This window comes from Paenibacillus sp. FSL R7-0302 (assembly GCF_038006885.1).
GTDB lineage: Bacteria > Bacillota > Bacilli > Paenibacillales > Paenibacillaceae > Paenibacillus_AQ.
Genome location: NZ_JBBOWB010000001.1, coordinates 1,992,856 through 2,012,001 on the forward strand (window position 1 = coordinate 1,992,856; position 19,146 = coordinate 2,012,001).

A 19,146-nucleotide genomic window follows, 5' to 3' on the forward strand; every position below is an offset into this window, starting at 1 on the left:
AATGCTCGAACAGATCGATATGTTTGCAAAAGTCTCTAAGAACGGCGAAGCAGGCCGGACTGGATACGATGCTGACGACATTCAGGTGCTCGAAGGTCTGGTTGCGGTCCGCAAACGGCCCGGCATGTATATTGGCAGTACGAGTTCCTCGGGTCTGCACCATTTAGTATGGGAAATAGTGGATAATGCCGTAGATGAGCATTTGGCGAAGTTTTGCTCGAAGATTGATATCACTTTGAAAAAAGACGGATCGGTAACCGTGATTGACAACGGACGCGGAATCCCGACCGGAATGCACAAGACAGGAGTCCCAACGCCGCAGGTGGTATTCACCATTCTGCATGCAGGCGGCAAATTTGGCGGCTCCGGCTACAAGAAATCGGGCGGCTTGCACGGGGTCGGGGCTTCGGTAACCAATGCGTTGTCCGAGTGGCTGGAAGTGGAGATTTACCGGGAGGGCAAGATTCACCGCCAGCGCTTTGAATACTGGGTCGACAAGAACGGCAAAGAGCATGTCGGTGAGCCTGTAACCGGTCTTGAGATACTGGGAAATACGAATAAAACCGGTTCGAAGATTACCTTCAAGCCGGATATTCGCGTCTTCTCCGCAGGCATTGCGCTGAGTTATGATACGCTGGCAGAACGGGTACAGGAGATTGCCTTCCTGAACTCCGGCCTGCGGATCATTCTGAGCGATGAGCGCAGCGGCCGTCAGGATGAATTCTTCTACGAAGGCGGCGCCAGCCAGTTCGTGCAATTCCTGAACGAAGGCAAGGATGTACTGCACGATGTAATCCATTTCAGCTCCGAGAAGGACGAGATCGAGGTAGAAATCGCGCTGCAGTATAATGCGGGGTATACGGAGACGATCGCTTCTTTTGTCAACTCCATTCCTACCCGCAGCGGGGGAACACACGAGACAGGCTTCAAGACAGCCTATACCCGTGTACTGAATGATTACGCCCGCCGCACGCAGCTGCTCAAGGAGAAGGATAAGAATCTGGAGGGCAATGATCTGCGCGAAGGCATGATGGCGGTCATCAGCATCAAGATGTCGGATGTGGAGTTTGTCGGACAGACGAAGGATCAGCTCGGAAGCGCGTCTGCCCGCAGCGCCGTGGACTTCATCGTCTCCGAGCGGATGGCGCGGTTCCTGGAAGAGAATCCCCAAGTTGCACAGAGTCTGCTGAAAAAATCGATCCAGGCCTCCAAGGCCCGTGAAGCGGCCCGCAAGGCCCGCGATGAGATCCGCAGCGGCAAGAAGCGCAGTGAGAGCTCGAACCTGGGCGGCAAGCTGTCACCTGCACAGTCCAAGGACGTTACACGTACCGAGATTTTCATCGTCGAGGGCGATTCAGCCGGCGGCTCCGCGAAGCAAGGCCGGGATTCCAAGATTCAGGCGATCCTGCCGCTGAAGGGCAAGCCGATGAACCCCGAGAAGGCCAAGCTGCTGGATATCCTGAAGAATGACGAATACAAGGCGATCATTTCGGCAATCGGTGCGGGAATCGGGCCTGATTTTGCCGTAGAGGACAGCAATTATTCCAAAATCATCATTATGACCGATGCCGATACGGACGGAGCGCATATTCAGGTGCTGCTGCTGACCTTCTTCTACCGCTACATGAAGCCGCTGATTGATGCCGGTAAGGTCTATATCGCCCAGCCGCCGCTGTATAAGCTGACACGTAAATCGGGCAAGCTGGAGACGGTCCGCTATGCCTGGAGCGATGAGGAATTGCAGAATTATCTGAAGGAATTCGGGAAGAATTTCGAGCTGCAGCGATACAAGGGACTGGGTGAGATGAACCCGGACCAGCTGTGGGAGACTACGATGAATCCCGATTCGCGTACGCTGCTTCAGGTGCAGATCGAGGATGCCGCCAAGGCGGAGCGCCGCGTCTCCACCCTGATGGGCGATAAGGTCGATCCGCGCAAGCGCTGGATTGTCGAGAACGTCGACTTCACGGAGATCGTGGAGTAACAAAGATCGTAAGTAGTAGTGGGAAGTGACGATACCTTCCGCGTTTTTAATTTTTTGATGATCTGCATAAGCGAAGCGGTTGGGTTACTCACGGTTTGCTGAAATAAGAATTGTTAATCGAATAGAAGGGGAAGTGACGGAGGGGATTTTGGAACTGGAGGAGCGTCAGCGTCCGCCTTTGTATTTAGATTTCATCCGCTAAAGCGTATGAATTAGAAATCTAAATACAACAGCGGCCGGAAGTCCAAAATCACCGCAGTTACGCTCATCCCTTCTATTCAGATTACGATCTCGTTTTGAAGCAAATTGGTTGAATATCTCAGCGCCAAGCGTCAGATCATCAATCTTTAAAAATGCGGACAGAATGAGGAACAGAAGGTGAAGAGGAAATGAGCAGTTTATCAGAGCAATTTTTGCCGGCTTTTCTGGAAGAGGTCGTGGGTGACCGGTTTGGCCGGTATTCCAAATATATCATTCAGGACCGGGCGATCCCCGATGTGCGCGACGGGCTGAAGCCCGTGCAGCGCCGGATTCTGTATGCCATGTACGATTCCGGCAATACGCCGGATAAGCCATACCGTAAGTCAGCCAAAACCGTCGGTGATGTCATGGGTAACTACCATCCTCACGGGGACTCCTCGATCTACGACGGGATGGTGCGGATGGCACAGCCGTGGAAGTTGGGGCATGTGCTGGTAGACGGACACGGCAACTGGGGTTCCATGGATGATGACCCGGCAGCGGCGATGCGATACACAGAAGCGCGTCTGTCTCCGATTGCCATGGAGATGATGCGCGATATTGAGAAGCGCACCGTTCTGTTCAAGGACAACTTCGATAATACAGCCAAGGAGCCGGTAGTTGTTCCCTCCCGTTATCCGAACCTGCTGGTGAACGGGACGAGCGGGATCTCAGCCGGATTTGCCACGGAGATTCCACCGCATAACCTGCGGGAAGTCATCGACGCCTGCATCGCTGTCATGCAGAAGCCGGACATTGCGCTGGAGGATATCATGACCTTCATCAAAGGGCCGGATTTCCCGACAGGCGGCACCATTATGGGCGGAGACGGCATTATGGATGCTTACCGCACCGGCAAAGGCCGTATCTATCTGCGTTCCAAGACGGAGATTGAGAACCTGCGCGGCGGGAAGCAGCAGATCGTGATCACCGAGGTGCCTTTCCAGATCGTGAAGTCACGGCTGGTGACCTCCATGGAGAACATCCGTCTGGAGAAAAAGATTGAAGGGATCGCCGAGGTCCGCGATGAGAGCGGCCGTGAGGGTCTGCGCATCGTGGTGGAGCTGAAGAAGGAGGCAGATGCACAAGGCGTCTTAGCCTATCTGCTCAAAAAAACCGACCTCCAAGTCACTTACAACTTCAACATGGTAGCCATCGTTAACAAGGCTCCGCAGCAGCTGGGGCTCAAAGCGATCCTTGAAGCCTATATTGCCCATCAGCGCGAAGTGGTCACCCACCGTACCCGGTTCGATCTGGAACGGGCGGAGGACCGTGCCCATGTCTTAGAGGGACTGGTCAAGGCGCTGAACATTCTGGATGAAGTGATCGCTGCCATCAAGGCCTCGAAGAACCGCCAGGATGCCCAGAATAATCTGGTCTGGATGTTCGGCTTCAGCGAACGTCAGGCTGATTCTATCCTTACCTTGCAGCTCTACCGTCTCACCAATCTGGAGATTCATTCGCTGCAGAAGGAGCTGGATGAGATGCTGGCCCGGATTGCTGTGCTCCAGGGGATTCTGGACAGCGACAAGAAGCTGATTACCGTTATCCGCAAGGAGCTGCTGGAGATCCGTGACAAATACGGAATCGACCGCCGTTCCCTGATTCAGGGCGAGGTAGAGGAGCTTAAGGTCAACATGGAGGTACTGGTCAATGCGGAGGATGTGCTGGTTGCACTCTCTGCGGACGGCTATATCAAGCGGACCGGCATGCTGTCCTTCACCCGTTCGGGTGGGGAGCGTCACTCTTCAGGCGTCAAGGATGGCGATCATATCGTCAAGCTGCTGGATCTGAATACCCGGGAGAGCCTGCTCGTCTTCACCCGCAAGGGGCAATACTTCCTGCTTCCCGTGCACCAGATTCCAGAGTTCAAATGGAAAGAGCCGGGGACGGCCATCGTCAACGTGATCGGACTGAATAAGGGAGACAGTGTCGTCAGTGTACTGCCGGTCGGCAACCTGGAGGACCCGCTGGCCAGTCTGGTCTTCATCACCCGCAAGGGGCAGGTGAAGCGTACCGAGCTCAAGGAGTACTCTACAAGCCGTTCCGGAGCCGTTGCCGCCTGTAAGGTGGCGGAAGGCGATGAGATCATTACAGTGGCTCAGAGCAGTAATGACAAGGACATCGTGCTAATTACCCGTGAGGGCATGAGCATCCGTTTCCGTGAGAATGAAGTGAATCCTATGGGCCGGGTGGCCACAGGAGTCAGGGGAATTCAGCTCCGTGAAGGAGATGAGGTGGTCTCCTGCTTCTGGGTCAGTGAGGATGAAGGCGAGATCCTGGCTATATCCGACATCGGCTATGCCAAGCGCTCCCTGATGGTGGATTATCCTTCCCAGAGCCGCGGAGGCAAAGGGATGCCAACCTTCGAGTTCAAGGAAGGCAAGCGTGTCCGCCCGAACGGCAGCAGGCTGGCAGGCGCATTCTATTGCAAGGAGCCGCTGGAGGTGACCGCCATCACCCAGAGCGGTGCGGTACATTCCTTCTCTTCCGAATCGGCACCGATTGCTGAACGCCGTTCTACAGGCAAGCAGCTGGTTGCTGTCGAGAAGAAGGACGAGATCGCTATTCTTTTTCAGGCAGTCAAGTAAAATATAATACCGCATGTAACGGTGCGGGCAGCTCAGAGTAACGGGCTGCCCGCGCTTTTATTTTCTGAGGAATTATGATTTTCTTCAATGGGGGCTGCTGTTTATATAGAAATCCTGCAAGAAGTGCAACAATACTGCCCCAAAGAAGCGGTATATGCTGAAATCATGCACGAACTGCAACAAATTCAGCGATAACTTGCTCTAAACACCGAAATTTGTGCAAATAATGCAACATTGTACTTCAACCAGTATCATTTTTATAGAAATCCTGCAAGAAGTGCAACAATTCTCTATATTAGCGGCCGGTGAGCTCTCCGCTGGACAGGACGGAATGCTGCGGTGAACGGAGGAACCCAGTGGTTTTCTCTGGCCCGGGGAGGTCTGGAACCGGTCCAGATAAGATTTTATTTTTCGTCCTTGAAGGATTTGGAATTTTTCTGGCGAAAAAGTTAAGTATACCGGATAGAGATCCGCAGGAAAGGAAGGAATAAGTGTGCACTCCACTGAATTCAGTAAAATCTGGCATAAGATATTAAAGGACTATAAGCTACATATGGACAGCAAGCTTGCCCCTACACTGACTGATGCCCAGCTTACCGTACTGGAATTGCTGCAGGAGCGTGATGCGATGAAGCCTTCTGATTTGGCCCCTCATCTGGCAACCAGCCCGGCGGCCGTGACCATGCTGCTTGACCGGATGGAGAAGCATAATCTGATTGTCCGTGAACGCGATGCCTCAGACCGCAGAATTGTCTGGGTGAGCATCACCGAGACAGGCCAGCGGGAGACGCTGCGCGGACTGAAGGTCCGCAGTGATTTTTTTGCAGAAGCGCTGGACCCCATTTCCTCCCATAATCAGCAGCTGCTGCTCTACCTCATGGGCAAGATGGCGGTTGCCCCCGCCGTGGATGACGCAGCTTCGGTACAGTCCGTATAAGCACCAACTGAGAACCTATATAATAATGCCAAAAAGCAGGCTGTCCGTTAAAGGATAGCCTGCTTTTGCATTTGCGGAGTCCAAAGATTCCAGGGATAGGAACGGGGAGGCAGGGAGAGCAGCTCGACTTCTTCTTTGGTCACCGGATGCGGGAACCGGGTGAGTGCAGACCATAAGGCAATCTGCTGTCCCGGTCTGTTCACGGCCGCACCGTACTTCTGATCTCCATATAGCGGACATCCAACGTCGCTGAGCTGGACGCGGATCTGGTGGGAGCGGCCGGTCAGCAGGTCAATCCTCACCAGCGAATAGCCTTCTGCCGTACCAATCACGGTATAATCAAGGATGGCTTGCTTGCCGCCTGGCGTTCCCTCCCGGACGGCCTGGACGGTATTGCTCTTAGGGTCCTTAAGCAGCGTATGCTCCAGCCGGGCCTCTGCGCCCGGAAGCTGACCATGCACCACTGTCAGATAGAACTTCTGGAAGGCGTGGGTGCGCACACTCTCGGATAGCCGGGAGGCCGCCTTCGAGGTCTTGGCGAAGATCATCGCACCGCCTACAGGCCGGTCCAGCCGGTGAACCAGGCCCATGAAGACGTTGCCCGGCTTCGCGTAGCGCTGCTTCACATCTTCCTTCAGCAGGGTCAGCAGATCCGGGTCGCCTGTAGCATCCTCTTGAACGGGAATATTCACAGGCTTCACAATGCCGAGCAGATGGTTGTCCTCATATAGAATCTCGAACCGGGAGGGGCTGCTGCCGGATTCTCCTGCTGCGCCGTTATTCGTTCCACTCATGGCTTACGCCTCCCAGCGGCCCAGAATCCCGCAAGGCAGATTCATGCCGGAGGCTGTAATCGGCAAGCCGATCTCACCGGAATTCAGCTTGCCGCCATAGCGCTTGCCCATCGTCATTGACAGCATGTTGCGCAGTACGGTTGGCGAGATGCCGGTCGTGTAGGAGTTAATCAGCATGAATAACGGACGGTCGCTCATAATCTCCATGCAGCTCTCTAGGAACGGATAGAGACTGGATTCGAGCTTCCACATTTCACCGCCCGGCCCTCTTCCGTAGGACGGCGGGTCCATAATAATTGCATCATATTTGCTGCCGCGGCGCTGTTCGCGCTGGACGAACTTGAATACATCATCGGTAATGAAGCGGAGAGGCTTGTCGGCAAGACCGGACAGGGCTACATTCTCCTTGGCCCATTGAACCATCCCCTTGGCTGCATCGACATGCACGACGGATGCTCCGGCACTGGCTGCCGCAACAGTGGCTCCGCCGGTATAAGCGAACAGGTTGAGGACGGAGATCGGCCGGTTAGCCGCTGCGATCTTGTCCATCATCCAGCGCCAGTTGGCCGCCTGCTCCGGGAACAACCCGGTGTGCTTGAAGTTCGTCGGGCGGAGGTGGAACTTCAGCTTGCCGTAGCTGATTTTCCAGTCCTCCGGTATCGTCTTCTTCATCTCCCACTGCCCGCCTCCGGCGGAGCTGCGGTGATAATGTCCGTGAACATCCCGCCACTTGGCGCTCTCGCTGGCCAGCGGCCAGATGATCTGCGGGTCCGGCCGGCGCAGGATAATATCGCCCCACCGTTCCAGCTTCTCCCCGCCCCCGGTATCAATCACTTCATAGTCTTTCCAATCACTGGCTATATACATTATTAATCCATCCTTCAAAAAGTCATTTAGCCTTTATTGTACAACATTTAAGCCCGCAGCAACAAACAAAATGGTTGCAAAGCTGCGACTATTCCCAGTGTAGCCAACAAGCAAGAGGCGTATAATATTACCAGGAAAAGCAGGGCAGATCATTTTGCAACATAATCATTCGGTAACCAGGGGGCTTGGCCCATCGAAAAGCAGGCGTTCTGGCGCTTCCTGCAGGGATTGTGTATGATCTGAATACAAGGTTACAGCAAAGGAAGGAGGCTGCACTGGGATGTATAATCTTTCGGAGCTGTATCATCCGATAACAGCGAATCCCGCCGGGGGCGGCGAGTATCTGCCGGGCAGGCTGCTTCAGCCGTATATCCGCTGCTACTGGGGATCTAACGGCGCTGCAGGCGGTGAAGGGGACGCGGCACTATCCGGTGCAGAAGCAGCCGAAGGACCAGCCTCTCAGCTGACGGAGACTATCATACCTGATAGCTGCATGGACATCATATGGGAATGGAATGAGCGGACAGGGGCGTCCGGCGGGATTTTTTGCGGGATTAACGACACTCCGTTTGAGGCAGGACAAGCAGCACAGCCTGTTACGACAGAACGTTTCGCCATCCGGTTTCATTTCTGGGCCGTTCACTTGTTCGCAGACGAGCCGCTGACGGAGGTATTGAATGTGCATGTTCCGGTAGAGTATTATTTCAGAACCTTCCGTAAGGAGCTGGGAGACAGGCTCCAGCATATCCGTACAATGACTGAGCGCATCGCTGCTGCTGAAGCTTTCCTTTTACGGAGATTGGAACGGGGAAACCGCAGCAGCGACGGGATGATGAACGCGGTCCACCGACTGCTTACATCACGCGGAATCATGACGGCAGGGGCGCTGGAGAGCAGCTCAGGCTTGAGCAGCCGCCAGCTTGAACGGCTGTTCCGGCAGCATATCGGCCTTCCGCCCAAAAAGGTGGCCGATCTTATCCGTTTCCAGAATGTCTGGCTGGACCTGTACCGTTCCTCCCAGACCAAGGGCGTAATGCAAGATATAGTCTTCACTTACGGGTACAGCCACCAGTCGCATTTGATCAACAATTTCAAGAAATTCGCAGGCAGAACTCCGCTGGATGCGCTGAGTCATGCCCGGCGCTGATGTCGTTTTTTTGCAATACAAGCCATACAGGCAGAAGTACAATGAGGATAGAACGGCTGACACCAGCCCGGTCACAATACAAGCAATGAAGGGAAGGATATCATTATGATTACAACGTTTGACGGCATCAATCTGTACAGTAAAGACCCGGCGGCGCTGGCGGCATTCTACTCAGAGGTGCTGGGCATTCCGGTTCCATTCGAGGGCCATGGAGAATCTGACGGCGCCAAAATTGCTTTTGAACGCAGCCAGCCCGGCATCATTATATGGAACGCAGCCAAGTGGGAGAATCTGACGACAGGAACTGTTAATCTGGTATTCTCCTGCGGAAGTCTGGACGAGACGTATGAGCAGCTGAAGGCGAAAGGACTGGATTGCCATCCCCCGGCAACCATGGAGTACGGCGGTAAAGAAATGAATTTCCGTGATCCCGACGGCAATGGCATTACTTTGCTGGAAGGCGGATATTAATTATTCCACACAGCATATGATAATAATAATAATGAGCAGCGTCAGTTCCGGGCAGCAGTTATGTCCTGGGCTGACGCTGCTTTTTTATATATTGACAATGATAATCATTATCAAATAGAATGAGATTAGCACAGTATTAGGGTAAGCAAGATACGGTCTGCTTAGGGGACCGGATTATAGAGAATACATTTCATTTGGACCCTGGGAGGATAAAAGTCATGGCTAAAGTGCTAGTGGCATATGCCAGCTTGACTGGCAATACGGAGGAAATCGCTGAATTGATCGTGGAAGGAATACGCGCGGCAGGCGGAGAGGCCGTATTGAAATCGGTCATGGACTGCAATGCGGATGAGATAAAAGCGTATGAGGCTGTAATGCTGGGTGCGTACACATGGGGAGACGGCGAGCTGCCGGATGAATTCCTGGATTTCTATGAAGAGCTGGATGAGCTGGATCTCAGCGCCTGTAAGGCGGCGGCCTTCGGAAGTGGAGACACCGGGTATGCGATCTACTGTGGAGCAGTGGATCAGATTGAAGAGAAGCTGAAGGAGCGCGGGGCTGAGATTGTGCAGCCCAGCCTGAAGATTGAATATGGTCCGAATGCAGCGGAGAAAGAGGCTTGCCGTACTTACGGGCGCCAGTTCATCGAGATCTGCACGGCGGTCTCTTAAGGATGGGCGCGGCGGCAGGAGAATTCACAGGAACGAAGCCGGATGCTGAAGCTGGCCGGTACAGACGTCTGAATGATTACCGTATGGAGCACATCATGCTGGGCGGGGCCGAGGTGGCCGGCAGCGGAGCTCCCGCTACCGGACTTCCCCGCTGGAGACAGCAGGTTCAATTTGCAGTCGGACATACGCTTAATGACTACTACAGTCTGCGGCCCGAGGTGCGCCGGGAGACGCCTGTCCAGTTTCTGCTGGAGCGCCGCTGGCCGCCGAAGGGCAATGCTTTTCCTTCCCTGATGCATTACTGGGATGTCAAGCAGGCGGTGGCCGATGAGCTGATGCGGATTGTCGCAGGCAGTTACACCGGCGAGATTCCGGTGATGCGGTTCGAACAGTGGCATGTTCCTGTCCGGGAGCTTGAGATTGAGCTGGCGGTGATTTTTCAGCTGGCCTGGAATTCGAAGCTTACGGGACGCAGTCTGAATATCCAGAAATTCATGGTACATGCTGACCAGCAGGTGATTGCCGGATTTCTGCATATGGCGAATGTATTCTGCCATAAGGCTTACGGGAAGCCGGCGGAGACGATCGCCATCTACTCGCTGCTGGATGGCCGCAGGCAGCTGTATGACGGAGCAGACATGCCCCTGCAGGAATCGCTGGATTATGTGCGCCTGCTGTCTGTCTTCCTGGAACGGGAAGAACAGGGAGCAGACTGCGTAAAATGCAGCAACCGCCGCAGTGACCGGGATGAAGCTCAGGCGCGGGGCTACGGGCTAATGTAGAAGCAAATTATGACTATGCGAAGACAAAAAAGCATCTCCTTCAGGGTCATTTGACCGTGAGGGGATGCTTTTTGATTGTTTAGGAATTGTATGCGAAAAACAGCATACATTGTGCTAGCCAGCAGGCGTTTGGCGCAAATGTATGTGAAAAACAGCATTCATTGTGCTCACACGAAGACGCATGGGCCGAATGTATACGAAAAACAGCATTCATTGTGCTCACACGAAGACGCATGGGCCGAATGTATACGAAAAACAGCATTCATTGTGCTCACATGCAGGCGTTTGGCCCGAAAGTATGCGAAAAACAGCATACATTGTGCTGGTGCGCAGGCATATGGGCTAAATGTATGCTTCTTGAAATACTCGTTGCCAGGCTAGCCGTTCAAAGGATAGGTGTAATAATCCTGCTGGCTCTGAATGACGAAGCCGCAGCTCTCATAGAGCCGCAGTGCATTCGGGTTATCCAGCGCCACCTCCAGATTCACTCCGTTATAATTCCGCTGCTCCCGCTCGATGGTCTGCTGCAGGGCACTCCGGCCGATGCCGAGACCGCGCAGCTTCTTGTCCACCGTAAATCCGTAGATCCAGGTTTCATTGTTCTCGGACCAGAGGCGCATTTTCCCGGCAGGTTGGCCGCTGAGCTCGATGATGATATGCTCCTGGGAGCCCTCCTGTTCATGCTGCACATACATTTCTGCGGCATCCTCTTCGGTCATCTGGAACCCGTCGCAGTCGAAGGCGATGAGCAGAGGGGTCTCCTCCGGACGTGCAGGCCGGAGCATGACATTGCCTGAGGCCGAGCTGGCCTCTGAGGCTCTGACCTTGCTGCCCGCACCATCCCATTTCATCTGAAACTCCGAATGGCTGAAGGCAAGCGGCAAGGTCTTCAGATAGGCATTGCCTGAAGCCGAAGCCGCAGGGGTGTTCAGCAGCAGTGTCTTCGTTGTCCCTCTGCGGATGACGGCCTGGGCCTGCTTCCAGAGGGAGCTGAAGATCCCCCGGCGGCGGTAGCCCGGCCGGACCATGCCGCATACCTCCATATCACCGCCGATGCCGTACAGGCCGATGAAGCCGACCAGCAGGCCGTCCTCATAGGTCAAAAGCCACTCTGCACCGCCTGCTTCTCCAGGCTGCCGGAGCATGTCCCAGTTCAGCTTCAGCGAGATTCCTTCATAGTGCTCGCAGCGCTGCTGCAGCTCTTCAATCTGTTTCAGTGTATCTGTATTCGTCAAACGTTCTTCCTCCTATTTGAGTACATCCTTGTATTCCTCGTGCTTCTCGAATTGATGGGCCGCATACGGGCACACCGGTACAATCTTGACACTCTGCTCACGGGCCAGGTCAACGACCGCCCGAACAAGCTTTTCTCCTGCCCCCTGGCCGCGCAGATCTTCGGAGACAAAGGTATGGTCAATCACCAGATTCCCTGTGTTCTCTTCGGTTCTGTATGTAATCTCGGCCAGGTCTTTTCCGTCACCAGCGATATAGAAACGTCCTTCTCCCTTTGAAATCTTGTCCATCTTATAACCTCACTCCATTCCGGTATAGTGCCTTTATTTTACTACCCTGTGCGGCAAAAAGCGAGAAAGCGAAAGAAGGATAAGGGAATAATATGATATGATTATGGCACTAACGCTGTAATGAAAAGAAGTTGCATCAGGGGGTATAGGCATGGATTACAAGGCAGAGGTTCATTTTCATCCGGTATATGAATTAATAAGCAGTATACATACGTACATCTGCAAGAAGGGGAGTAAAAAGATAGATCTCGGCATGTCCTGGGCGGCGGAGGTGTCAGGCCGTTTGAGCCCGGAGCTGCTGGAAGCATTAGAGGAGACGGAGCTGGATAATGATTGGAAGCTGTTTAATCTGCTGATCCATCTGTGTCCTGACAAAAAGAGTGTGAGCAGTGTGCTGGATTGGCTGGAAGGCCTACCCGTTGGGGAGATGTACGAGACTCTTGGAGGTTATGTAAGTAATTTCCCCGTACAAATGGAGCTATACCGCAGCCGCATGGTCTTCCTGCTGTCGGAGTGGAACCGGCAATACTTCAGCAGCTGCAATCCGGGGATCATGGACAAGCTGCAGCAGCATGCTGAGGATCAGAGGGGGATGCTCACAGGCAGCCCGGTTGCAGAATTTGTGAACAAGACAACGAACGGATTCTTTTTCTTGCCGGGCGGCGGTCTGCGCAGGCTGGTGCTGATTCCGCAGTTCCACTTTCAGCCGATTAATATCCTGTATAACTTCGGTGACCTGACGATCTGTCATTATGCCGCAAGAATCCAGGTGCCGGAAGAAGAGATTTCACCTACCATGCACCGGACACTCCGCAGTCTGGGCGAGAAGAGCCGGCTCCGAATTCTCAAATCGCTGGGCGGTGAGCGCAAATCGTTCACGGAGATTGCCAGGCAGGCAGGTCTGTCCAAAGGAATTGTTCATGATCACATTACAAGTCTGCGGAGTGCTGGTCTGCTGAATGCTTATATCGAGGGCGAGAACGTCATTGCGTACAGTCTGCGGATGGAGGGCATTCAGCAGATGAATGAGCAGCTGTCAGAGTATCTGAAATAGCAGCGGACAGCTTTTATTCTCAGTTTTGCTTTAGCGTCAAACCAGAAGTCAAAGTCTTCTCAACTAAGGAGAAGATTTTGGCTTTTTTTGCTGTGATTCACTAATTTAATTCTTCTTCTAGAGAATTATTTTTAAGTTCTCTATTTACAGAACAGACTTTACTTTCTATAATGTGAACTATCGGTCTTTATTCATACTTAGTGGGTAGGAATTATTAGAATTTATAAATTGTGAGAAAAGAGATGATGTTATGAGAAAAAGCACGTTTTTGTTGTCCTCCTTATTCCTGACAGCTTCGCTGTTGCTGTCCGCCTGCTCCGATAACAGTAGCCCGGAAGCAGCATCCACAGCCACTCCTGCCAGCTCTGCTCCGGGTGCTTCAACCAACTCAGCAGCCACTTCGTCCCCAGAGGTGGTGCCTGCCGGTGCGCTTAATGAGCCTTTTACTGCATCCAACCTTGCGAAGCTGCCGGCAGCCGCGCAGAAACGCACCGATACCATCATCGTAGGCCTTACCGATCCCAGCGGTGCCTTCACGCCTTACTTCCAGGAGAGCGGTTATGACGGTAATGTCTCTTCGCTGCTCTATGCATCGCTGGTGACGGTGGATGACAAAGGGGTGCCAACGCCAGAGCTGGCCGAGAGCTGGGAGGTATCGGACGATCAGCTTACATATACGTTCCACCTGCGCAAAGATCTGAAGTTCAGCGACGGCTCGCCGCTCACGGCGGAGGATGTGGCGTTCACCTGGACTCTCCAGTATGACAAAGCCTATGACGGCGGTTCTTCGCTTCCCTCACTGAAGGTGAAGGGCGGGGAGGCTTACAAGGCCGGAACGGCCAAGACGGTGGAAGGCATCCGGATTATTGATCCGCAGACCCTTTCCGTTACGCTGGAGCAGCCCAATGCCACGGCACTGGTGACTCTGGGCTCCAATGTGCTGTCCAAGGCCTATTATGGCAAGGACTACAAATTCGGCCAGCTTGAATATATCAAGAAGCTTCATGAGAAACCGCTGGGCGACGGCCCTTATACGCTGGAGAAGTTCATTCCCGGACAAGAGGTCCGGCTGATTGCCAACCCGAATTACTTCAAGGGCAAGCCTAAGACAGAACATTTTATCTACAAAACCACCTCAGGGGATGCCTGGCAGTTCCTTGAGACGGGTGAGGTGGACTATGCCTCTTTTCCTGCAACAGAAGAAAATATCACGAAGCTGAAAGAGCTCGGTTATGTCAATATTCTCCCGTATACCCCAAGCACTTATGGCTATATGCAGGTTAACCTGAAGCATGAGCAGCTCAAGGATAAGCGGGTTAGACAGGCGATTGTCTATGGGCTTGACCGGCAGAGCATCTATGTGGACGCAGCCGAAGGCGCGGGGGCAATAGCCAACATTCCTGCTTCGCCGATCTCCTGGTCCTATACTGAGGAAGGCATTAATTCTTACAAATATGATCCTGAGCAGGCGAAGAAGCTGCTGGATGAAGCCGGCTGGACGGTAGGGGCAGGGGGCATCCGCGAGAAGGACGGCAAGCCGCTCAGCATCCATTATCTGGCCAGCAAGAGCAAGAGCTCAGACATCTTCATCGCGGTCGCCAAAGAGAACTTCGCGGCGCTCGGCATTGACTTCCAGCCGGAGATCTTCGCCGACTTCAACTCGCTGGTCTCAAAGACAGAGAGCGGGGACTATGATCTCGTCTCCTTCTCTACCAGCATGCTGACCGATCCGGCAGATGGCTTCATGCAGTTCTTCGATGGTGAGATCACGGACTATGACAACCCGAAGTTTACTGAGCTGTACAACAAAGCGCTGGCTACCACGGATATTGAACAGCGCAAAGCAGTCTATAAAGAGCTGTATCAGCTATTCAACGACGAGCTGCCAGTCATTTTTACCAATTACAAAAAAACGGTATACGCCTATAACGGCCGCATTGAGAATCTCTCGGTCAGCCCGTTCATCGGTCTTGCCGGCAGTCTGCCGAACTGGACTCTGAAATAACGAATGATTCATCTCCTGTCTGCGTCACAAGGCGGGGGCAGGCAGGGGGATGAATCCTAAGGAGCTATACATGAGCACTTATCTGACTAAAAGAATGCTGTATATGCTGATCATCCTTTTTGCCGCCTCGCTGCTGATCTTCTGCCTCTATGCCCTTACACCGGGGGACTTCATTACCGGGAACATCAAGCTGACGGCAGAACGCAAAGCGGAGCTGCGGGAAATCTACGGCCTGAATAAGCCGGTGCTGGAACGCTACTGGACCTGGATGAGCAATGCCTTCCACGGGGATTTCGGATATTCACTTGCCCAGCAGAAGCCGGTGCTTCAGTTGTTTGGTGATTATATCTGGAATTCTTTTTTGCTGGCCGCTGTCTCCACGTTCCTCACCTGGCTTATCGCAGTAATAATCGGTGTCATCTCTGCCTATAAGCAATATTCCTGGTTCGACACGCTGGTGATGATTGCGATCTTCGCTGCCATGTCCTTGCCGTCCTTCTTCATCGGCCTGTTCCTAATCAAGATTATGGCTGTGGATCTGAAGTGGCTGCCGCCGGGCGGGATGATGACTACGGGCAGCACCGCGGCAGGCTTTGCCTACTTCAAGGAAGTCGTGCAGCATATGACGCTGCCGGTCATTGTGATGACGCTACTTGGACTGGGTTCATTAACCCGCTACTTCCGCAGCAATATGATTGATGTACTCAAGCAGGACTATATCCGGACGGCCCGTGCAAAAGGGCTGAAGGAGCGGAAGGTGCTGTTCTCCCATGCGCTGCGCAATGCGCTTTTACCGGCAATTACGCTGGTTGGCTTCGAGCTGCCTGCCCTGTTCGGAGGCTCGATTATTATCGAGCAGATCTTCAACTGGCCGGGGATCGGCCAATTGTATATGAAGTCCTTCGGGTTAAGGGATTATCCGCTGCTGATGGGCTTCACCATGTTTCTGGCTATTCTGACCGTCATCGGGACCCTGCTATCGGATATTCTGTACCGGGTGGCTGATCCGCGTGTCCGGTTATAGGAGGGGAGTTCTCATGGCAACTGATATCAGAGTAAAAGAAATGGAGGGAATCCGCCCCGGACTGCGCAAATCGTCCCTAATGCGGCAATCCTTGCGGAGGCTTATGCACAATAAGCTGGCCGTTGCCGGGTTCGCGGTGGTTGTCTTTATGTTTGTGTTATGCTTCATCGGTCCGTTCTTCTCGCCCTATACAGATAACAAAATCAACATGGCATTCATGAATAAACCCCCGAGCCTGAAGCACTGGCTGGGCACGGATGCGCTGGGCCGGGATATTCTAACCCGGGTGATGCAGGCCGGACGCATATCCCTCACCGTAGGTCTTGCTTCCATGCTGCTGTCAGTATTTCTCGGGTCGCTGCTGGGTGCCATTGCCGGTTATTACGGGGGGCTGCTGGATCAGATCATTATGCGGATTGCCGATCTGCTGATGACCATTCCCGGTCTGCCGCTGCTCTTCATCTTCGGTGCATTGCTCTCGGAGTGGAAGATTCCAACGGATTACCGGATGTATATCGTTATGCTTATGCTGAGTATTGTGAACTGGCCGGGGCTGGCAAGAATGGTGCGGGGACAAATGCTAAGCCTGCGGGAACGTGAATTCATGCAGGCTGCTGTGGTGCTGGGGCTGCGCGACCACAGGAAGCTGATGCACCATCTGCTGCCTAATATTGTTCCGCTGCTGATCGTTATGGCTACGCTGAATATCGGCGGCGCTATTCTCAGCGAATCGGTGCTGAGCTTCTTCGGCCTGGGGGTTATGCCTCCGACTCCGACCTGGGGCAATATGATTGACGCAGCGAACAATATCCTTGATTTCCAGAACCGGCCATGGCTATGGATTCCGCCCGGACTGTCGATTTTTGCCACAGTGATTGCAATTAATATCTTTGGTGACGGCCTCAGAGACGTCCTTGATCCTAAACAGAAGAGGTAGGTGGCCATATCTATGGAGCCTGTAATGAATATAGACGGTCTAAGCACCGAATTCTTCACGGAAGAAGGCACCGTAAGGGCGGTGGATAATGTCAGCTTCAAGATCAGGAGAGGTGAAACGGTCTGCATTGTCGGTGAATCCGGCTGCGGAAAAAGCGTCACGGCCATGTCGATTATGGGGCTGGTGGAGGAGCCTGGCGGTAAAGTCACCGGGGGGTGTATCGGTTTCCAGGGAGAGGATCTGCTGCGGCTGGACAAAAATTCACTGCGCAGCATCCGCGGCCATGAGATTGCGATGATCTTTCAGGAGCCGATGTCCTCCCTTAATCCGGTCATGAAGATTGGCGAGCAGATTATGGAGCCGCTGTCTGTACATCTCAAGATGAACAAGAAGCAAGCACGGACCCGTGCAATTGAACTGATCACCCAGGTCGGGATATCCCGTCCGGAACAGATTATGGGCAGCTACCCCCATGAGCTGAGCGGCGGTATGCTTCAGCGGATTATGATTGCCATTGCGGTCTCCTGCAGCCCCAAGCTGCTGATTGCGGATGAGCCGACCACAGCTCTGGATGTGACGATTCAGGCGCAAATTCTGGACTTGCTGCGCGGCCTTAAGGAAGATTCCGGGATGTCAATCCTGCTGATTACACATGACTTAGGGGTTGTGGCCGAGATGGCGGATTATGTCATCGTGATGTACTCCGGGCAAATTGTTGAGGAGGGCGGGGTAGTGGAACTGTTTCAGAATCCGCAGCATCCGTATACACGCGGGCTGCTGAAGTCGAAGCCCGTGATGGGCCAGCGTCTGGAAGAGCTCTATTCCATTCCCGGGCAGGTACCAAGTCCGCTTGAGCTTGCACCCTCCTGTTATTTTCATGACCGGTGCGGGCATTGTATGCCGGTCTGCCGTACCCGGCAGCCGCTGCTGAAGGAGACCGGGAACGGGCAGAAGGTCTCCTGCTGGCTGTATGAGGAGGCGGAATTATATGTCTGAAGCGCTGCTGGAAGTGAAGCATCTGAAGAAGTATTTTCCGGTGAAGCAAGGCCTGCTTGGCCGCACGGCGGGACATGTTAAGGCTGTAGACGATGTCAGCATCACACTCTGTCCGGGAGAGACCTTCGGCCTTGTCGGGGAATCCGGCAGCGGCAAGAGCACCGTAGGGCGGACCATTCTGCGCTTGACGGACAAGACCGACGGAGAGGTTCGATTTAAGGGCACTGACATTCACAGCCTGTCTGCTGCGGATATGCGCGTGATCCGGCCGCAGATGCAGCTTATTTTCCAGGACCCGTACAGTGCGCTTAATCCCCGGATCAGGGTCGGCGACGCCATAGGCGAAGCGCTGCTGGACCATGGCCTATGTACGAAGGCTGAGGTCAGAAGCCTGGTGCTGGAGGCGCTGGAGGCCTGCGGGTTATCCGCGTATCATATCGACCGCTTCCCGCATGAATTCTCCGGCGGCCAGCGCCAGCGGATCGGGATTGCCCGGGCGCTGATCCTGAATCCGGACCTGATTGTCGCAGATGAGCCGGTGTCGGCCTTGGATGTGTCGATCCAGGCGCAGATTATTAACTTGTTCAGCAGACTGCAGCAGAGCAAAGGGCTGGCGTATTTATTCATCTCCCATGATCTTAGCGTAGTGGAGCATTTATGCACCTCGATAGGTGTGATGTATCTTGGATCAATCGTGGAGACGGCAACCAGGGATGAGTTATTCCTGCATCCGCTGCACCCTTATACCAAGGCGCTGTTGTCCGCTGTTCCGGTGCCGGTTCCCCGGCTGAAGCGGGAACGCATCGTGCTGACAGGGGATATTCCAAGCCCGGCGAATCCGCCGTCCGGTTGTAAATTTCATACGCGCTGCCCATTCGCCTTGGAGGTCTGTAAAGCGGAGATTCCGCTGTTGCGTGACGCTGGCGCGGGGCATTTGGTGGCCTGTCATTTAGCGTAATCATTTATAAATATGGATTGGATTTGAATTTTACCCTATTTTGACTTGTTCATTTCCCGGTGCTATACTGATTCCATAGCAGGCAAATATGGTTAATAAGAGACTGATTAGACATAAGAGCTAATTGGTCTTGTTTTTTAATGCAGCTATGCTGACACTACTTGG

The 19,146-nt window shown here is 53.6% G+C and carries 17 protein-coding genes; 13 read left to right on the plus strand and 4 right to left on the minus strand.

Annotation, left to right across the window (positions count from 1 at the left end; all coding sequences use genetic code 11):
* Position 1 precedes the first annotated feature (1 nt).
* The 3 genes from parE (at position 2) to MKY96_RS08510 (ending at position 5,752) form a co-directional block, all read left to right on the plus strand.
* Positions 2-1,984, plus strand: coding sequence for a DNA topoisomerase IV subunit B (gene parE / locus MKY96_RS08500; RefSeq protein WP_340939771.1), 1,983 nt, complete (start codon positions 2-4; stop codon positions 1,982-1,984).
* A 389-nt stretch (positions 1,985-2,373) separates the two neighbouring features.
* Positions 2,374-4,815, plus strand: coding sequence for a DNA gyrase subunit A (gyrA, locus tag MKY96_RS08505; protein WP_340939774.1), 2,442 nt, complete (start codon positions 2,374-2,376; stop codon positions 4,813-4,815).
* 493 nt (positions 4,816-5,308) lie between these two features.
* The gene (locus MKY96_RS08510) at positions 5,309-5,752 is read left to right on the plus strand and encodes a MarR family winged helix-turn-helix transcriptional regulator (RefSeq protein WP_036732955.1); all 444 of its coding nucleotides are present in this window, start codon (positions 5,309-5,311) and stop codon (positions 5,750-5,752) included.
* A gap of 47 nt (positions 5,753-5,799) precedes the next feature.
* Here MKY96_RS08510 and MKY96_RS08515 read toward each other — a convergent pair whose 3' ends face one another.
* Together MKY96_RS08515 and MKY96_RS08520 are read right to left on the minus strand one after the other, a co-directional pair.
* On the minus strand, positions 5,800-6,546 hold the full coding sequence (locus MKY96_RS08515) for an RluA family pseudouridine synthase (RefSeq protein ID WP_340939776.1): 747 nt from the start codon (positions 6,544-6,546) through the stop codon (positions 5,800-5,802).
* 3 nt (positions 6,547-6,549) lie between these two features.
* A complete protein-coding gene (locus MKY96_RS08520; RefSeq protein ID WP_209869861.1) occupies positions 6,550-7,413 on the minus strand; it encodes a class I SAM-dependent methyltransferase in 864 nt (287 codons plus the stop codon).
* 280 nt (positions 7,414-7,693) lie between these two features.
* Between MKY96_RS08520 and MKY96_RS08525 the strand changes: the two genes are divergently transcribed.
* The 4 genes from MKY96_RS08525 to MKY96_RS08540 all read left to right on the plus strand — a co-directional run bounded on the left by MKY96_RS08525 (position 7,694) and on the right by MKY96_RS08540 (position 10,484).
* Positions 7,694-8,560, plus strand: a complete 867-nt coding sequence (locus tag MKY96_RS08525; RefSeq protein WP_340939778.1) for a helix-turn-helix domain-containing protein — start codon at positions 7,694-7,696, stop codon at positions 8,558-8,560.
* Between the two features lie 105 nt (positions 8,561-8,665).
* Complete coding sequence (locus MKY96_RS08530; protein WP_340939779.1) at positions 8,666-9,031, plus strand: VOC family protein; 366 nt, start codon at positions 8,666-8,668, stop codon at positions 9,029-9,031.
* A gap of 218 nt (positions 9,032-9,249) precedes the next feature.
* On the plus strand, positions 9,250-9,702 hold the full coding sequence (locus MKY96_RS08535) for a flavodoxin (protein WP_340939781.1): 453 nt from the start codon (positions 9,250-9,252) through the stop codon (positions 9,700-9,702).
* Between the two features lie 2 nt (positions 9,703-9,704).
* Positions 9,705-10,484 (plus strand): hypothetical protein, encoded by a 780-nt coding sequence (locus tag MKY96_RS08540; protein WP_340939783.1) that lies wholly within the window; start codon positions 9,705-9,707, stop codon positions 10,482-10,484.
* A 377-nt stretch (positions 10,485-10,861) separates the two neighbouring features.
* Here the strand turns inward: MKY96_RS08540 and MKY96_RS08545 are convergent, their stop codons facing one another.
* Positions 10,862-11,719, minus strand: a complete 858-nt coding sequence (locus tag MKY96_RS08545; protein ID WP_340939784.1) for a GNAT family N-acetyltransferase — start codon at positions 11,717-11,719, stop codon at positions 10,862-10,864.
* A gap of 12 nt (positions 11,720-11,731) precedes the next feature.
* Positions 11,732-12,007 (minus strand): GNAT family N-acetyltransferase, encoded by a 276-nt coding sequence (locus MKY96_RS08550; RefSeq protein WP_340939786.1) that lies wholly within the window; start codon positions 12,005-12,007, stop codon positions 11,732-11,734.
* Positions 12,008-12,158: 151 nt separating this feature from the next.
* On the opposite strand from MKY96_RS08550, the gene MKY96_RS08555 reads away from it, so the two are divergent.
* The 6 genes from MKY96_RS08555 (at position 12,159) to MKY96_RS08580 (ending at position 18,981) form a co-directional block, all read left to right on the plus strand.
* The gene (locus tag MKY96_RS08555) at positions 12,159-13,061 is read left to right on the plus strand and encodes an ArsR/SmtB family transcription factor (RefSeq protein ID WP_340939788.1); all 903 of its coding nucleotides are present in this window, start codon (positions 12,159-12,161) and stop codon (positions 13,059-13,061) included.
* Positions 13,062-13,311: 250 nt separating this feature from the next.
* Complete coding sequence (locus MKY96_RS08560) at positions 13,312-15,066, plus strand: ABC transporter substrate-binding protein (RefSeq protein WP_340939790.1); 1,755 nt, start codon at positions 13,312-13,314, stop codon at positions 15,064-15,066.
* Between the two features lie 70 nt (positions 15,067-15,136).
* Entirely contained in the window at positions 15,137-16,090 is a 954-nt protein-coding gene (locus MKY96_RS08565) for an ABC transporter permease (protein WP_340939791.1), read from the plus strand.
* A gap of 13 nt (positions 16,091-16,103) precedes the next feature.
* Positions 16,104-17,027, plus strand: coding sequence for an oligopeptide ABC transporter permease (opp4C, locus tag MKY96_RS08570; RefSeq protein WP_340939793.1), 924 nt, complete (start codon positions 16,104-16,106; stop codon positions 17,025-17,027).
* 12 nt (positions 17,028-17,039) lie between these two features.
* Positions 17,040-18,023 carry an ABC transporter ATP-binding protein gene (locus tag MKY96_RS08575; RefSeq protein WP_340939794.1) on the plus strand — a complete coding sequence of 328 codons (984 nt, stop codon included), beginning with the start codon at positions 17,040-17,042 and terminating at the stop codon, positions 18,021-18,023.
* On the plus strand, positions 18,016-18,981 hold the full coding sequence (locus MKY96_RS08580) for an ABC transporter ATP-binding protein (protein ID WP_340939796.1): 966 nt from the start codon (positions 18,016-18,018) through the stop codon (positions 18,979-18,981). Before MKY96_RS08575 ends, MKY96_RS08580 begins: the two co-directional genes overlap by 8 nt.
* Positions 18,982-19,146: the final 165 nt, after the last annotated feature.

Bases quoted from the DNA above. Each gene is read 5' to 3' on its own strand.
- MKY96_RS08530 (WP_340939779.1), top strand. From the start codon at position 8,666: ATGATTACAACGTTTGACGGCATCAATCTGTACAGTAAAGACCCGGCG.
- gyrA (WP_340939774.1), top strand. From the start codon at position 2,374: ATGAGCAGTTTATCAGAGCAATTTTTGCCGGCTTTTCTGGAAGAGGTC.
- MKY96_RS08560 (WP_340939790.1), top strand. From the start codon at position 13,312: ATGAGAAAAAGCACGTTTTTGTTGTCCTCCTTATTCCTGACAGCTTCG.
- MKY96_RS08515 (WP_340939776.1), bottom strand. From the start codon at position 6,546: ATGAGTGGAACGAATAACGGCGCAGCAGGAGAATCCGGCAGCAGCCCC.
- MKY96_RS08540 (WP_340939783.1), top strand. From the start codon at position 9,705: ATGGGCGCGGCGGCAGGAGAATTCACAGGAACGAAGCCGGATGCTGAA.
- MKY96_RS08565 (WP_340939791.1), top strand. From the start codon at position 15,137: ATGAGCACTTATCTGACTAAAAGAATGCTGTATATGCTGATCATCCTT.
- parE (WP_340939771.1), top strand. From the start codon at position 2: ATGCTCGAACAGATCGATATGTTTGCAAAAGTCTCTAAGAACGGCGAA.
- MKY96_RS08520 (WP_209869861.1), bottom strand. From the start codon at position 7,413: ATGTATATAGCCAGTGATTGGAAAGACTATGAAGTGATTGATACCGGG.
- MKY96_RS08550 (WP_340939786.1), bottom strand. From the start codon at position 12,007: ATGGACAAGATTTCAAAGGGAGAAGGACGTTTCTATATCGCTGGTGAC.
- opp4C (WP_340939793.1), top strand. From the start codon at position 16,104: ATGGCAACTGATATCAGAGTAAAAGAAATGGAGGGAATCCGCCCCGGA.
- MKY96_RS08525 (WP_340939778.1), top strand. From the start codon at position 7,694: ATGTATAATCTTTCGGAGCTGTATCATCCGATAACAGCGAATCCCGCC.
- MKY96_RS08580 (WP_340939796.1), top strand. From the start codon at position 18,016: ATGTCTGAAGCGCTGCTGGAAGTGAAGCATCTGAAGAAGTATTTTCCG.
- MKY96_RS08555 (WP_340939788.1), top strand. From the start codon at position 12,159: ATGGATTACAAGGCAGAGGTTCATTTTCATCCGGTATATGAATTAATA.
- MKY96_RS08575 (WP_340939794.1), top strand. From the start codon at position 17,040: ATGGAGCCTGTAATGAATATAGACGGTCTAAGCACCGAATTCTTCACG.
- MKY96_RS08535 (WP_340939781.1), top strand. From the start codon at position 9,250: ATGGCTAAAGTGCTAGTGGCATATGCCAGCTTGACTGGCAATACGGAG.